Source organism: Enteractinococcus coprophilus (assembly GCF_006716305.1).
Taxonomy (GTDB): Bacteria; Actinomycetota; Actinomycetes; order Actinomycetales; family Micrococcaceae; genus Yaniella; species Yaniella coprophila.
The window spans coordinates 924,239-938,165 of record NZ_VFOU01000001.1; the positions used below are offsets into that span (position 1 = coordinate 924,239).

A 13,927-nucleotide genomic window follows, 5' to 3' on the forward strand; every position below is an offset into this window, starting at 1 on the left:
TCATGACCACACATGACCACCCCATGCCCAGCGCCATTGTGATCGGGGCAGGCGTCGCAGGCCTGGCCACCGCAGGACTATTAGCTCGTGATGGCTACGACGTCACCGTCTTGGAAAAAGAACCCCGGATCGGCGGTCGGGCCGGCGTCTTAGAAGATCAAGGTTTCCGCTGGGACATGGGACCCTCCTGGTGGCTCATGCCCGGCGCGTTTGAACACTTCTACGAACTCATGGGCACGACCGTTGACGACGAACTCGACCTGGTGCCACTGAACGACCCGGCCTTTCGAATGTTTACCGAAGGCTTCCCGCCGCTGGATGTCACAACCGGGGTGGACAATATTATGGCCTTATTTGAACAGTTCGAACCCGGGGCTGGGCAGGCTGTTGAAAACTATTTGGCCGAAATGGGTACCGACTATGGTCTGGCCATCCAACAGTTCCTCTACACGAACTTCACCGAACTGCGTGGTCTTGCCAGCCCAGAGATCATGCGCCGGTTGAAACGTTTGGCCCAAAAGCTCACCCAAACCATTGAAGCGGATGTGGCCACCCAGTTCAACGATGTGCGCCTGCGACAACTGCTGACCTACGCGGCGGTGTTTTTATCCTCGGCACCGAACATTACTCCGGCGTTTTACGGCATCATGAACTACACCACCCTGGTCGAAGGTGTGGCCTACCCGATGGGTGGGTTCGGGACATTCGTAGACTCGCTGCACCGTTTGGCGGTGGACGCCGGGGTCCAGATTCACACTGAGACCGAGGTGGAGCGTATTCACCACACCGGCTCCCAACGACGACGCCGGGTTGCGGGTGTGACATATCGCAATGTGAGCGGTGAGCATCGATTGCTGGCCGATGTTGTCATCTCCTGTGCTGACCGACATCACACCGAAACCCAATTGGTGTGGGATGGCCGCTCGGCACGCCCGAAGTACTGGCAGCGTGCCAACCCCGGGATGAGCTGTGTGCTGGTCTATTTGGGAATCGAGGGGCAACTGCCAGAATTGGCCCACCACTCGTTATTTTTCAGCGCCGACTGGGATCCAGATTTTGCCGCCGTGTTTCCGCCGTCCGACCGTCCGGAGCGCAGCGCGTTCTCGAAGTCCTTATATGTCAGTCGTGCCTCGGCAACGGATCCGAGTGTGGCCCCTGAAGGGTATGAAAACCTTTTCGTGTTGGTACCGGTGCCGCCGATGCATAACGGGATTCTGGGCAGCCTGAACCACAGCGAAGACCCAGAGACCACTGCGATCGTCGACCAGGCGTTGGAAATGATTGCCCAACGCATCGGCGTGCCCGACCTGGCCGAACGCGTCGTCGTGAAACATACGATGGCAACCGGCGATTTCCAAGACATGTTCAATGCCTGGCAGGGCAACGCGCTGGGGCTTGCCCACACGCTGGAGCAGTCCGCATTTTTCCGTGGATCGAATGCCTCCAAACAGCTGGCCGGACTGTATTTTGCCGGCGCAACCACGGTGCCGGGTGTGGGGCTGCCGATGTGTTTGATCTCGGCAGAAAACATCGTCAAACGACTGCGTGACGACACCACGACCGCCCCGCTGCCCACCCCGCTGCAGCCCAGCACAACGCCGGTAGCGCACACCCAATAAGAAAGGACCACCGTTCTTGGCTCAATACGAGTACCTCATACTCATGGCTGCCTGCGTGGCAATCACGTTGCCTCTGGAATTTTTGTTGCGGGCGCGAGTGTATCGCCGTCTACCGCTGATGCTGCCCACGATCCTCGTGGTGGTCGTCGCCTTCGGTGCCTGGGACCTGCTGGGCATCGCGCGCAACCACTGGACGTATAACCCAGAGTTCATCACCGGTATCCAACTGGGCATCATCCCGTTAGAAGAAATCGTGTTCTTCATCGTCATCCCGTTGTGCGCGCTACTCAGCTACGAAGGTGTGGCCACGGTGTTGAACTTCTTCAAGCGCAAACGCCGCGAAGGGAGCCATACCGATGCTGCCTGAATATACCGTGCTGACCGTACTGGGCATGATCGCCGTCGTCGTACTGGAACTGTTTGTGGTGCGCAGTGGCGTTTTCCGTAAACTCGCCTACTGGATTGCCTTAGGGATCTGTTTGAGCTTCCAAATTCTGGTGGACGGGTGGCTGACGAAACTGTCGAACCCGATTGTCATCTACAACCCGGATATGATGCTGGGCATCCGCTTCCCGTGGGATATCCCAATAGAAGACTTCGGCTTTGGCTGGGCGATGCTCACGCTCACGATCATGGTGTGGCAAGCGCTGAAGAACCGGCGGGCTCGCAGGATTCAGGAGGTCGCCGTCGATGTTACTGGCTGAAGCATTCACCACGTCCGCACGCCGTTACGATCTGCTGACGAAACTCAACCCCGGATACCGTCGCGAGCTGCGCAGCGCGACGCGCAAACTCGCCGAACTGCTGGATGTTCCGCCCGGCCGACGTCCGGTCATCTGGGACCTGGGGTGCGGGACCGGACTGAGCACCCAAGCCCTGTTGAAAACTTTGCCGAACGCCCGGATTGTGGGAGTCGATGCCTCAGCCGGGATGCTGGCGGCCGCCCGCGCGAAACCTTGGCCCGACGGGACCGCCTTTGTGCTGGATCGCGTCGAACAGCTGCCGGAGAACCCGGCACCGGAACTCGCCACAGCACCTGACGGGGTCTTTGCCGCGTACCTGTTGCGCAACGTACCTGAGGCCGAGCGCACCGTGGCTCTAGAAAGCATCCGGGCACTCATGAAACCCGGCACCCCATTGGTGCTGCAAGATTATTCGGTGGTCGAATCGCAATGGGCTCAGACCAAATGGACGCTGGTGTGCTTTGGGATCATCATTCCACTGGCCGCGGCGACCGGCGCACAAGCCAGTCTGTTTACGTATCTCTGGCGCTCCGTGATGCGCAACGATGCGACCCGAACGGTTCTGACACGCCTGGCGCGGGCAGGTTTTGAACGCGCCACGGTCACCTCGGCACGCGGATGGCACCGGAAAGTCCTGCACACCTATGTTGCCCTGAACCAAGGACGAAGCCAATGAGCCGTTTCCGAAATCACGCGGCACCGAATGCGCCGCGCGACCCACATGCCGAACGCATCCCCGCTCACCGCGGCCATGATCGCGTTGAGTCTGCCCGCTCGGTGGCCGTGATCGGTGGCGGGATTGCCGGGCTCGCCGCGGCCACGGCCTTGGCCGAACGCGGCGTCGAAGTCACCCTTTACGAGTCCGCACCTCAGCTGGGCGGGCGCGTACGCTCCTGGCCGCTGGACGACGGGCGCAACATGAGCCGCGGGTTCCACGCATTCTTCCGGCAGTACTACAACCTGCGCGCCCTGCTGCGCCGTACCGATCCGGCGCTCGATCGGCTGCAGCCCGTGGCCGATTACCCGCTGCAAACCGACACCGGCCTGACCGATTCCTTCGAACACATTCCGCGCACGCCACCGCTGAACCTCGCCGCGTTCGTGCTGGGCAGCCCCACGTTCCCGATCACTGGCCTGGCCGAGGTCAATTTGCCTAGCGCCTTCGAACTCATCGACCTACAATTCCCCGAGAGTCTGAGTCGGTACGACGGCGAATCTGCTGCCGCATTTCTGGACCGGCTACGCTTTCCTGACGGCGCCCGCCACCTGGCCCTCGAAGTCTTTGCCCGGTCATTTTTTGCCGACCCGCACGACTTTGCCGCCCGCGAGCTGGTCACGATGTTCCACACGTATTTCACCGGCTCGGCAGAAGGGTTACTCTTTGATGTGCCGGTCGATGACTTCAACACCAGCCTGTGGGATCCGCTGGGTGACTACCTGCACGAGCGGGGTGCCACGATTCACTTGGGCACCCAAGTTGACGCACTGCAGCAGACCGCACCCGGGTGGCGGGTGACGACTACCGCATCCGAGACCAGCTATGACGCCGTCGTGCTGGCCGCCGACCCCCGCGCCAGCCGCAAGCTGATTGCAGGCTTGGACGGCGACACCCCGCAGCTGGTTGACCTGCAGGCCCGGGCCGCGCGTCGTCGCAATGCCCCGGCGTTTGCGGTGATCCGGTTGTGGATGTCCGAGACGGTTCGCGCGGATCGGCCAGCATTTTTGGGCACCAGCGGGTACCAATTGTTAGATAATATTTCGGTGCTTGAACGCTTCGAGGCCACCGCCGCAGGGTGGACACAAACCTACGGTGGCTCGGTACTGGAGCTGCACGCCTACGCCGTCGACGACCCCGCCGACCCCGACTCTGCACGCGGCCAAGCGATTCGCGCGGCCCTATTGGCCGATATGGTCCAGGTGTTCCCCGAAACCCAAGGCATGGAGATTGTGGCCGAGGAATACCTGTTAGAAGATGACTGCGGCCTGGCCGATGTCTCGCCGTGGCAGGACCACCCCGCAGTCGACACCGGTGTGCCCGGGCTGAAGCTGGCCGGCGACTGGATCCGGGCGCCCCTGCCCGTTGCGCTGATGGAACGCGCAGCCACCACCGGATTTTTGGCCGCCAATGAGCTCCTGGAAGGCTGGCATGTCACCGGGCACGACCTGCACTCGCCCCCGCGGCGCGGACTGTTGCGCCGCAGTACACTCGGTCGGGCGATCCGTAACGTCGCGCTGCCGAAAGGTGCCCGATGAACCAATCGTGCCCCATCGGGGGAGACCACAGCGCGCGCAAGGCGATCAAACCCGGCGATGAGCCCGAAGGACGCGTGACTAAACGCGGTACCATGTGGCGCATCGGCTCGCTGACGGCCGCCAAGGACGTGCTGCTGGCCCGCCACGAAACCATCCAGGCCGGGTTCACCGCCGAATACATCCCGCGCAAAGTCTTCCGCAACCACCCGATCCTGATCTCTGATGGCCCCCAGCACGACGACCAACGCCGCAAGGTCGCCCGTTTCTTCGCACCCAAAGTTGTCGCCGAATGCTACACCGACCTGATGACCACCGTCGTCGACAAAATCATCACCCAAGCCCAACGCACCGGGACTATCACCATCGACGACGTCGCGCTGTACTATACGGTCGAAGTCACCGCCTCCATCGTGGGTCTCACGCACGCCAAGGTCCCAGCCCTGGCCCGGCGTCTAGAAAAGTTCTTCCGCCAACCACCCTTGGACCGTTCTAAACCTCGGCTTGGTCGCACCAACCGGCAGTGGATGGCAGCCGCAGCCAACGGGTTGGGCCCGGTGTTCGGGTTATTCGTCTTCGATGTCCTGCCCGCCGTGCGCTCGCGGACCAAACGCCCGCGCGAAGACGTCATCAGTCACCTGATTGAACAGAACTACAATCTGGCTGACATCCTGGTCGAGTGCGTGACCTACGGGACCGCCGGGATGGTCACGACCCGCGAATTCATCGCCATGGCCTGCTGGCATTTACTCGACGACGACGCTCTTCGGCAACGCTACCTCGCCGCCGAAGAAGACGAGCGACTGGCCATCTTGTCGGAGATCATCCGACTAGAGCCACCCGTGGGGCATCTTTACCGCCGCGTCACCGCAGACGTCACCGTCGTTGATCGCGGTACCGAATATGCCCTGCAACCCGGTGACCTGGTGGATCTGGATATCCGGCAGACCAACGCGGACCCGGATGCGTTCCCTGATGGCCCCCTCGCGCTGTGCCCCGCACGTGACCGCGCTCAGGGAGTGCACGACGTCGGGCTGAGTTTCGGTTTTGGTGCTCACGGCTGCCCGGGACAACCCCTGGCGCTGCGCGAAACTGACGCCCTGCTGCACCGGCTACTGGCACTGCCGGTTACGAAAATGCGTGAACCGACCGTGAACTGGGACGACCTGATTGAAGGCTACAAAGTCCGCGGGCTGACGCTGTATGTAACAAACTAATCGACCTGGGTGTTGCGCCGCCGTCGCGCTTTGTGGACGACCCTTGCTCTCGTGGCCCTTTTCCACAAAGCGTCTCGAGCGAATTCTAGACGGCGTCGCAGCATTTTAGGGTGGTGGCATGACGACGACTTCAACCACCGCAGACGACCCAGTCCTCGACGAGATCGACCGGCAGATAACTCGACTTGAGCAGGTCCAAACCGAGAGTGCTGCGATCGATCGGATCCGGAAAACCGAACGGCTCATCGGGCGGCTGGAATCCGTCCAACTATGGGACACTACCGCACTGAAAACACTGCGCCTAACACGCGAAACCCGCGGCAACATCCCAAAAGCTCACCGAGGCAAGGGCCTCGGTGGGGAAGTCGCACTGGCCCGGTCCGTGTCACCGGCGCGTGGAAAACAACACCTCGAATTGGCTGACACGCTGTCCGCAGATATGCGCCACACGTCAGCCGCACTGGCTGACGGGCACATCCGAGCAGAGCACGCTCAGGCTGTTGCCAAGGAGACTTCAGAGCTGTCAGCCTTACAGCGGCGCAAAGTCGATGCCGCAATGAAAGATCGTTATGGGACCGCTGGTCCACGAGAATTAGCCAATGAGGCTCGAGCACATGCACAGCGCTTGAATCCGCGCGCCGCGGCGGATCGATTCGCCAAGGCCAAAGACCACCGCAGGGTGACCACTCAACCAGCAGGTGATGGCCTATCCAAGCTCATTGCGATTGGCCCGACCGCCGATGTTGTCGCGGCCGAACAAAGTTTGCGGCAGTGGGCTAAAACCCAAGTCGCCAAAGGCAAGACCCAAGACAAAGACGGCAAGAAACGAACTCGAGACCAGCTGATGTTCGATGAGCTGCTCCAACGGATTGCCGGGCAATCCGATGCCCCAGCGGTGAAGGTCGAAATCTTGTTGGCGATGACTCCGGAGACTCTGCTGGCTCAGGGAGCTGACCCGGCGTGGCTCGTCGGTCACGGCCCCATTCCCGCTCCGGTCGCTCGAGGGTGGTTGGCAGATGCAGACCTGAGCGTTTACCTCCGGCGCGTGTTCACTGACCCGCAGGCTCAGCAGATCCTCGGTTTAGAATCGCAAGCCAGAAGATTTCCCGGTGGTGTCCGCAAGATGGTGTTGCTTCGAGACAACTCGTGTCGTACCCCATTTTGTGAAGCACCTATCGTTGATACGGATCATATCGTCCCGCATCGAGACGTGGGCGCATCGAACTGGAAGAATGCTTCTGGACTGTGCGCAGCGTGTAATCAAACGAAAGAAAACCGGGGGTGGCGCCACGAAGGTGATGCTTCAACTCTCCACGTCATCACCCCCACGGGTCACAGATATACGAACAAGGCTGGGCCGCTTATCCCAGGTGCAGAACCCCAACGAGCACACGACCCGAAACCACCCGATGGCAATCATGCCAACGATGATGCATCTCTAGAACGACTTCCGCCAGGGCCATCGCCCTAAGTTCGCGGTGCTACTTCGGCACGTCGTCGTACACGGCGGCCGAGAAGACAGCGGCGTTACCCCGTCATAGCGGCGGGGTAACGCCGCTGCCCTTTTTCATCACGGAGAGGTTCGTGTTCCGGGGCGTTCCCACGATTCGATCGTGCCCGCTACAGGTACAAATAACGGGTGCACCGGGATGAGCTGTTCGGTGGCCTCGAGGATTTCTGCACGCTCGGCCAGGAACTCTGGCGAGCGCTGAAAGAGCTTGGCTCGCAGATGAGATAGTTCAAATCCCAGCTGACCGAAGGTCACTGGGATGACGGCCGGATCTGTATCAGCAGGACTGTGAACGATTCGCGTGGCATCGAAACGATAGCCTCGGTCCACGGCTTCGGCGTGCAGCCCCGCTAAGTATGCGCCGATCGCTAGCTCCGGCTGCGGATGGGATTTGAACCGCTCCAGTTGCGGGTGCGCGGTATATCCGCGCGTGCGTCCCAAGAGCACAGCCTGAGCTAACAGGGCCTCGCGCCAGCACGCGACCAAACCCTGCCGATCCAATAACGAGGGATGCAGCGACCATAGACGCATGCTTAAGGCACCAATCCGGCAGCTGCAGGGCTAAATCCGCGGCGCACGTTTTCACAACAGCCCGGTCGGCACACGTCAAACCACGGACCAAGATCCGTCATCGCAGATCGATCTCCAGCCGGAACCGCGGCGACGCGTTCCTGGATAAGATCTACTAGGCCGGTTACAAACTCAGGATGAACCCCCGGGGTTTGGGTCCGTGTGGCTAGTAGGCCAGCATCTTCGGCGGCTTCGATCGCTTCTTCATCGAGATCCCACAGCACTTCCATATGATCGCTCAAAAAGCCCAGCGGCACAATCGCCACGGCTTTGATGCCCTCGGCGGGCAGCTCAGCGATCCGATCGCACACATCCGGTTCCAACCACGGCTGGGAGGCCGGGCCGGAACGGGATTGATATACCAGTTCCCACTGGGTCTCGCCCCATGCAGGAACGGCTGCGCGCAACTGCTCCATAATGACTCCGCCCACCGCACGGTGCTGTGCAGCATACGCTCCGCCTTCACCCAGGGTGAGCTCTTCCGGACCGGAGCGGGCTGCATCGGTCATCGGGATGGAGTGCGTTGCAAATAACACGCGCACTTCCTCGGGGGCCAAGCCCTGGGCCGAGAAGTCACGAAGTGCTGCCTCGACGCCCTCGCGAAACGGTGTGACAAACCCGGGGTGATCGAAGAACTGTCGGACCTTATCGATGGTGACTTTGCCGGCCAAGCCGGTATCGATCAGGGCGCGGGCGAAATCCTCGCGATACTGGCGACAGCTCGAATACGAAGAATACGCACTGGTGGCAATGGCCAACAAGCGAGTATGCCCATTATCTGCAGCCTGCTGAACGGTGTCTTCTAGATATGGCGCCCAGTTGCGGTTGCCCCAGTAGACCGGCAGGTCGATACCGCGGTCGCGTAATTGGGCTTCGATCGAGGCGCGGAGCTGTTTGTTGTGTTCATTAATTGGGCTGACCCCACCAAAATGCCGGTAGTGGGTAGCGACTTCTTCTAACCGTTCATCCGGAATGCCGCGCCCGGCGGTCACATTGCGAAGAAAAGGGATGACGTCTTCTTGGCCTTCCGGTCCGCCAAAGCCGGTTAACAGGATCGCGTCATAATCTTGTGGGGTGGTCACATACGCTGCCTCGGTGTTCGAGGCCGGTGAAGCAAACGGCACAGGATCGTTCTCGGAATGCAGGTTGTCGATGGGTTCGTGTTGGCTGGTCTCAGACATTGGGTCCCCTTGTGAACATGGTTGGTCGGATGTCAGCGGCTGGGGTGCACTGTAGTATGGAAGGCACAGTACAGAACACCCCTGTCCGATCGAAGCGACTGAATAATTTAGTTAGAACGGCTAATAGTTTCCTTGGCTAACAATACTCGTAAGACCCCCGCGACGTCTAATGGTCGAAGCTCACGAGAGCTTTCCATGCTGGACCCGCGTGTTATGGACCCGACCCAAGAGCTCATCTCCCGGGATGATTACACGGTTGAAGACCTCGACCAGATTGTTGAGGTCATGGAAGCGATGCGCAGGTGGCGCACGGTCGAGCGTAAACTCAACGACGCGTCGCGCCAGTACATGCAACTGGGCGAGAATGACATGCGCGCGGTGCGGTACATGATTGCCATGCAGCGTAACGGGACACTTGCGACCCCCAGCGACGTCGCACGTCACCTAGGGATTACGACCGCCTCGGTCTCAAAAATGGTAGACCGACTGGTGGCCGGCAATCACGTGGAGCGCCTGCCGCACCCGCAAGACCGTCGCAGTACGGCACTGCAAGTCACCGAAGAAACCCAAGCAATTGCGCGGCAGTCGGTAGGGCACAACCATGCATTGCGGTTTCATGCGATCGGAAGCCTGTCTGCAGACGAGCGCACAGCCGTCATCAAATTCTTTGACGCCTTCGCCGCCACGGGCGAACCAGGCGCTCAGTAACGGTCCTGGCGCTGTGAGTGCCGGTTGCATGTGCCAGGAGATTCGTTAGCCTGGGGGTAGGTGTGTGCGTCACGCCACATCTTGCGACTTCGGAGGCTGAGATGACTACGAGTACAAATCCCGCCGGCTACACCTACGACCAAGAGCTGCCACCTTCTCCCGTGAGCCGCCAACGGCTCGATGAGCTGTTGACCGATGTCATGTGGGCTGAAGAAGACGTGCCCGCGCTGCGTCGGGCAGGTGAAATCCTGGCCCCGCGCGTAGCTGAGATCCTGGATATCTGGTACGACTTCATCGGCTCGACCCCGCACCTGGTTGCAGTTTTTCACGGCCCCGACGGCGAACCGGATGCCAACTATCTGGCGCGGGTTCGTGGCCGTTTTGAACAATGGGTGCTCGATGTGTGTGAGCGGCACTTTGATGACCGCTGGTTGGCCTATCAGGAAGAAATCGCGCTGCGGCACCACACGACCAAAAAGAACCAGACCGACGGCGTCGATTCCCCGGCCACGCACGTGCCGATGGCCGATATGTTGGCGCTGGTGGTTCCCGTAACGCTTTCCATCCGCCCGTTCCTGGAAGAAGGCGCAACCGCCGACGACGATGTGGAGGCCATGAATCAAGCCTGGTTCAAAGCCGTCACCGTGACCCTGGTGCTGTGGTCGCGGCCGTATGCCGGACAGCTGTGGTGAGTGCGCTACTCGCAGGCGTTATCTAGCACCAAGTGCGTAGGGAGTGCTTTAGTCTTATCGACACTATCGTTTTGACAAGGAAGCTTCCGCACCGTGATTCTTGGCATTTTGCTGCTCAGTTTTGTCGCTACCGCTCTGCAGCGGCTCACCGGGCTGGGCTTTGCCATGCTTACCGCTCCATTTGCGGTCGTAGCCCTCGGAACACACCAGGGCATTATGCTCATTACAGCACTTGCGGTGATTGCCTCGCTCTTTATGCTGCCGAGCATGTGGCGGGACATTGATTGGTCCAGAGTCGCCTGGATCGGTATTCCCGCAGCGTTATCAGTGGTGCCAGCTGCCTGGTTGGGCACCCATATTGACGGTGCCATGATTTACCTGCTGGTCGGGATCTTAGTGATCATCGGGCTCAGCGTGGCTCTTCTCATGCGTGGCTCCGGGGAGCCAATCACGAACCGAGGGGCGCAGATGCTCACCGGAGTAGGCGCCGGGGCCGGCAGTGTCCTGGCCGGTATCGGCGGGCCGGCCGTCACAATTTTTGGGGTATTGTCTCGCTGGCCGGTGGCCTCCTTTGCGGCCACGTTGCAACCCATCTGGGTGATGACAGCCTCCGCCACCCTGACCGGACGCTCTTGGTTTATGGGCTCGACCCTGCCCGAGCTGACCTGGTGGATGTGGTTAGTAGCCGCCGTGGGCATCGCCGTAGGTATGTGGGCTGGTCAACGCGCCCTGGGCAAAGTCAACGACCGGGTAGTGTTCGGCATCGTCGTTGTGCTAGCCATGGTCGGTGCGGTCTTGTCCGTGATTACCGGGATCAATCAGCTACTGTCAGCAGACTAGATTTGGGCTACAGTAGCAGGTTCACTTTGACTACAGTTGTGGCAGATCTTGCCGCTAGCGGTGTCAAGGAAAGGACCGTGTCATGTCATCCGATCCGCGTGATCAGTCATCCACCGACGAGGCCACCGCCGATCACCTAGAGGACCGGCCTGAATCCCTGGGCACCCGGATCCTCCGTCTGCTCAAAGACCCCGAAACCACCGGCGATTTGCTGTTGGCCGTCAAGGCAGTCATCGCCGCGACCAGTGCGTGGGCCCTTTCCGTCGGTGTGTTGGGCACCGACGTCGCCTTCATGGCCCCGTGGACAGCGTTGCTGACCGTGCACGCGACCGTGCACCGCTCGCTGTCACGCGGTGCACAAACCGCGATCTCCACCGCGGTTGGGATGGGGCTGGCATTTGTAATTATGCACTTCCTCGGGGTGAACATCTGGACATTCGCTCTGGCGCTGTTCATTGGGCTCATGGGCGCCCGGCTATCGTGGATTCGAGACGAAGGCGTGGCCATTGCCACAACCGCAATTTTTATTTTCACGTCCGATGACCCAATGTTTGCCGACCGGTTTATCGAGCTGGTGCTGGGTGTGAGTGTCGGCATTGTGGTCAATATGCTCGTGCTACCACCGCTGCGTGACCGGCAGGCCGCCCGTTACGTCGACAGTATTAACCGGCGTATGGGTGCGGTCTTGGTTGACATGGCCGAAGAATTTTCGGAGACCTGGGGCATGGAGCGGGCGGATGCCTGGATGGAAGAAACCGAGTCGATGAGCGATGAGTTGAACTCGGCGTGGAGGATGGTCAAGCTGGCCCGGGAGTCCCGGCGGGAGAACCCGCGGCGCTTGCTGCGTCGCAAGTTTTACGACAAAGACCACGACATCGACTACGATCAGGTGCTCAGCCACATCGATGAGGGCATCTCGCATCTACGCAATTTGACCCGCACAATGCGCGAAGCCACCTGGGCGATCAATTCCTGGGATGAACAATTCCGCGAAGGCTGGGTGCGCATCACGTGCGAGCTAGGGGAGGCCATTGCCGATCCCGACGGCGACGTCGCAGCCCAACACGAGCGCCTTGATGATTTGGTGACCACCATGTCACGGGCTGATGAATTACCACATATCCAATGGCCTGTTTACGGGTCGATGCTGGCAAGTCTGCGCCACATCATCCATATCTTTTCGGATGTCACATCAGATCGCGAATCCCGGGACCCCGGCGACGAAGCCACCGCGGACTAAAGCCCCAAAAACTCCTTGATCGCCGGCATCTCACGGCGGGCTTGCTCCAGGCCGCACCGGTGGGCCGCGTTGAGTTTGGCGACATTGCGCTCGCCGTTGGCCACCGGCATAACTTCGGGAACGAACAGGTAGGCGTTGCCTTCGGCCTCAAGTTCAAAGAGTTTCTCTCGGGTTTGGTTGTATCGCCACCAGCGAGTGAGTAGCGCATCGGCGACAGCCGGATATTTGCGGAAGTAGGTGCGATAAAATGTTGGGAACTTTTCCGGCTCTTTGCGATATTCACGTTCCCGCGTCAGCACGACGAGGAAACGGTCATACCCTAAGCCCTGGGCCACGCTGATTGGTACTCCGCCGTCGGTGCCGAGAGCGCCGTCGACATAGGTTCGCCCGTCAATGTTGACCGGCGGCATCACAATGGGCATGGTCGACGACGCACGGACGCGCCGCATCAGATCGGGTAACTCGGGCGCGTCATTACGACCCCACCACACAGTGGCACCGGAGTGGATATCAAAACCACCGATCCGAAAATCCGCAGGGTTCTGTTGGAACGCATTCCAGTCATATGCCAGGGGCATGCCAGGCAGGCCAGCGCGTTCATAAATATACTCAGCGTGAAAAAGGCCCTTACCGCGCAGGAAAGTCCGCCAGTCGCCAAAGTCCGGGTCGGCGGCGAAATCCGTAAAAGACGCGCGGGCTCGCGGAGCGTCGAGGGATAGATAGTTCGCGGTGTTGGACGCCCCAGCTGAAATGCCCGCCACGAAAGGTGCGTGAATGTCCTCTTCTAACAGCGCGACGACCATCCCAGAGGTATAGGAGGCTCGCATGCCGCCGCCTTCGAACAGTAGGGCGGTCTGCTGCAGCAAAGTGGTATATGGCATACTTTCAGCTTAGGACACCCGCCTTGCCACTCGATACGTTTGGCAGCGACTGGGGATTTGCGGCCAGATTCTTTGACAAAGTCCGCTGTTGTTTTCTGCTGTCCAACAATCTCGTTGCTACGACCACGTGGAAATTCGCTAGGGCCAGCGCTCAAGAGCTCAGCGGTATTATGGTGTCCGGTCGACTACCAACCGGCCACCCATAACTGACATTGGAGTCACGTCGGAATCTTTCACAGGCAAGCCCTGGCCTTATGATATTCCGCACGGTAGCCCTAGTGATGACATGATTTAGGCTGGTCATATCCAGACATCTAGTGTCCGGCGGAGCAACTTGGCCGAACTTATGTGAGGTATATCGTGTTAGTGCTTGTTCTTTGGTGTTCAACTGAACAAGTTAGCGAATTCTCCCGTTGTGACGGGTTCGCGTATGTGGAAAAGTCTAGGCTCTAAGGGCTTGCTGAGTTAGGATAACG

Annotated in this window: 14 protein-coding genes; 11 read left to right on the forward strand and 3 right to left on the reverse strand. The window is 60.0% G+C overall.

Going from position 1 to position 13,927, the window contains the following annotated elements; translation table 11 throughout:
* Positions 1–2: 2 nt before the first annotated feature.
* The 7 genes from crtI to FB556_RS04300 all read left to right on the forward strand — a co-directional run bounded on the left by crtI (position 3) and on the right by FB556_RS04300 (position 7,300).
* Positions 3–1,619 (forward strand): phytoene desaturase family protein, encoded by a 1,617-nt coding sequence (gene crtI / locus FB556_RS04270; protein ID WP_141865017.1) that lies wholly within the window; start codon positions 3–5, stop codon positions 1,617–1,619.
* Positions 1,620–1,635: 16 nt separating this feature from the next.
* The gene (locus FB556_RS04275) at positions 1,636–1,986 is read left to right on the forward strand and encodes a lycopene cyclase domain-containing protein (protein WP_141865019.1); all 351 of its coding nucleotides are present in this window, start codon (positions 1,636–1,638) and stop codon (positions 1,984–1,986) included.
* A complete protein-coding gene (locus FB556_RS04280; RefSeq protein ID WP_141865021.1) occupies positions 1,976–2,323 on the forward strand; it encodes a lycopene cyclase domain-containing protein in 348 nt (115 codons plus the stop codon). The genes FB556_RS04275 and FB556_RS04280 overlap by 11 nt, the downstream gene beginning before the upstream one ends.
* Positions 2,310–3,038: a methyltransferase gene (locus FB556_RS04285; protein WP_141865023.1), complete on the forward strand. Its 729-nt coding sequence runs from the start codon at positions 2,310–2,312 to the stop codon at positions 3,036–3,038. The genes FB556_RS04280 and FB556_RS04285 overlap by 14 nt, the downstream gene beginning before the upstream one ends.
* Positions 3,035–4,615 carry an FAD-dependent oxidoreductase gene (locus FB556_RS04290; protein ID WP_141865025.1) on the forward strand — a complete coding sequence of 527 codons (1,581 nt, stop codon included), beginning with the start codon at positions 3,035–3,037 and terminating at the stop codon, positions 4,613–4,615. Before FB556_RS04285 ends, FB556_RS04290 begins: the two co-directional genes overlap by 4 nt.
* Positions 4,612–5,829 (forward strand): cytochrome P450, encoded by a 1,218-nt coding sequence (locus tag FB556_RS04295; protein WP_246057190.1) that lies wholly within the window; start codon positions 4,612–4,614, stop codon positions 5,827–5,829. Before FB556_RS04290 ends, FB556_RS04295 begins: the two co-directional genes overlap by 4 nt.
* A gap of 118 nt (positions 5,830–5,947) precedes the next feature.
* The gene (locus tag FB556_RS04300; protein ID WP_141865027.1) at positions 5,948–7,300 is read left to right on the forward strand and encodes an HNH endonuclease; all 1,353 of its coding nucleotides are present in this window, start codon (positions 5,948–5,950) and stop codon (positions 7,298–7,300) included.
* 99 nt (positions 7,301–7,399) lie between these two features.
* Here FB556_RS04300 and FB556_RS04305 read toward each other — a convergent pair whose 3' ends face one another.
* Complete coding sequence (locus tag FB556_RS04305; RefSeq protein WP_141865029.1) at positions 7,400–7,870, reverse strand: pyrimidine dimer DNA glycosylase/endonuclease V; 471 nt, start codon at positions 7,868–7,870, stop codon at positions 7,400–7,402.
* Positions 7,871–7,872: 2 nt separating this feature from the next.
* Positions 7,873–9,090, reverse strand: a complete 1,218-nt coding sequence (locus tag FB556_RS04310) for a ferrochelatase (RefSeq protein WP_141865031.1) — start codon at positions 9,088–9,090, stop codon at positions 7,873–7,875.
* Between the two features lie 195 nt (positions 9,091–9,285).
* Here FB556_RS04310 and FB556_RS04315 point away from each other — a divergent pair, with 195 nt between their 5' ends.
* The 4 genes from FB556_RS04315 to FB556_RS04330 all read left to right on the forward strand — a co-directional run bounded on the left by FB556_RS04315 (position 9,286) and on the right by FB556_RS04330 (position 12,570).
* Entirely contained in the window at positions 9,286–9,798 is a 513-nt protein-coding gene (locus tag FB556_RS04315) for a MarR family winged helix-turn-helix transcriptional regulator (RefSeq protein ID WP_141865034.1), read from the forward strand.
* Between the two features lie 101 nt (positions 9,799–9,899).
* Positions 9,900–10,490: a protoglobin domain-containing protein gene (locus FB556_RS04320; protein WP_141865036.1), complete on the forward strand. Its 591-nt coding sequence runs from the start codon at positions 9,900–9,902 to the stop codon at positions 10,488–10,490.
* 93 nt (positions 10,491–10,583) lie between these two features.
* Complete coding sequence (locus tag FB556_RS04325; protein ID WP_141865037.1) at positions 10,584–11,330, forward strand: sulfite exporter TauE/SafE family protein; 747 nt, start codon at positions 10,584–10,586, stop codon at positions 11,328–11,330.
* 82 nt (positions 11,331–11,412) lie between these two features.
* Positions 11,413–12,570 carry an FUSC family protein gene (locus tag FB556_RS04330; protein ID WP_141865039.1) on the forward strand — a complete coding sequence of 386 codons (1,158 nt, stop codon included), beginning with the start codon at positions 11,413–11,415 and terminating at the stop codon, positions 12,568–12,570.
* Here FB556_RS04330 and FB556_RS04335 read toward each other — a convergent pair.
* Positions 12,567–13,451, reverse strand: a complete 885-nt coding sequence (locus tag FB556_RS04335; RefSeq protein ID WP_141865041.1) for a patatin-like phospholipase family protein — start codon at positions 13,449–13,451, stop codon at positions 12,567–12,569. The genes FB556_RS04330 and FB556_RS04335 overlap by 4 nt on opposite strands.
* Between the last annotated feature and the right edge of the window lie 476 nt (positions 13,452–13,927).

Bases quoted from the DNA above. Each gene is read 5' to 3' on its own strand.
- crtI (WP_141865017.1), top strand. From the start codon at position 3: ATGACCACACATGACCACCCCATGCCCAGCGCCATTGTGATCGGGGCA.
- FB556_RS04280 (WP_141865021.1), top strand. From the start codon at position 1,976: ATGCTGCCTGAATATACCGTGCTGACCGTACTGGGCATGATCGCCGTC.
- FB556_RS04285 (WP_141865023.1), top strand. From the start codon at position 2,310: ATGTTACTGGCTGAAGCATTCACCACGTCCGCACGCCGTTACGATCTG.
- FB556_RS04290 (WP_141865025.1), top strand. From the start codon at position 3,035: ATGAGCCGTTTCCGAAATCACGCGGCACCGAATGCGCCGCGCGACCCA.
- FB556_RS04295 (WP_246057190.1), top strand. From the start codon at position 4,612: ATGAACCAATCGTGCCCCATCGGGGGAGACCACAGCGCGCGCAAGGCG.
- FB556_RS04300 (WP_141865027.1), top strand. From the start codon at position 5,948: ATGACGACGACTTCAACCACCGCAGACGACCCAGTCCTCGACGAGATC.
- FB556_RS04305 (WP_141865029.1), bottom strand. From the start codon at position 7,870: ATGCGTCTATGGTCGCTGCATCCCTCGTTATTGGATCGGCAGGGTTTG.
- FB556_RS04310 (WP_141865031.1), bottom strand. From the start codon at position 9,090: ATGTCTGAGACCAGCCAACACGAACCCATCGACAACCTGCATTCCGAG.
- FB556_RS04315 (WP_141865034.1), top strand. From the start codon at position 9,286: ATGCTGGACCCGCGTGTTATGGACCCGACCCAAGAGCTCATCTCCCGG.
- FB556_RS04320 (WP_141865036.1), top strand. From the start codon at position 9,900: ATGACTACGAGTACAAATCCCGCCGGCTACACCTACGACCAAGAGCTG.
- FB556_RS04330 (WP_141865039.1), top strand. From the start codon at position 11,413: ATGTCATCCGATCCGCGTGATCAGTCATCCACCGACGAGGCCACCGCC.
- FB556_RS04335 (WP_141865041.1), bottom strand. From the start codon at position 13,451: ATGCCATATACCACTTTGCTGCAGCAGACCGCCCTACTGTTCGAAGGC.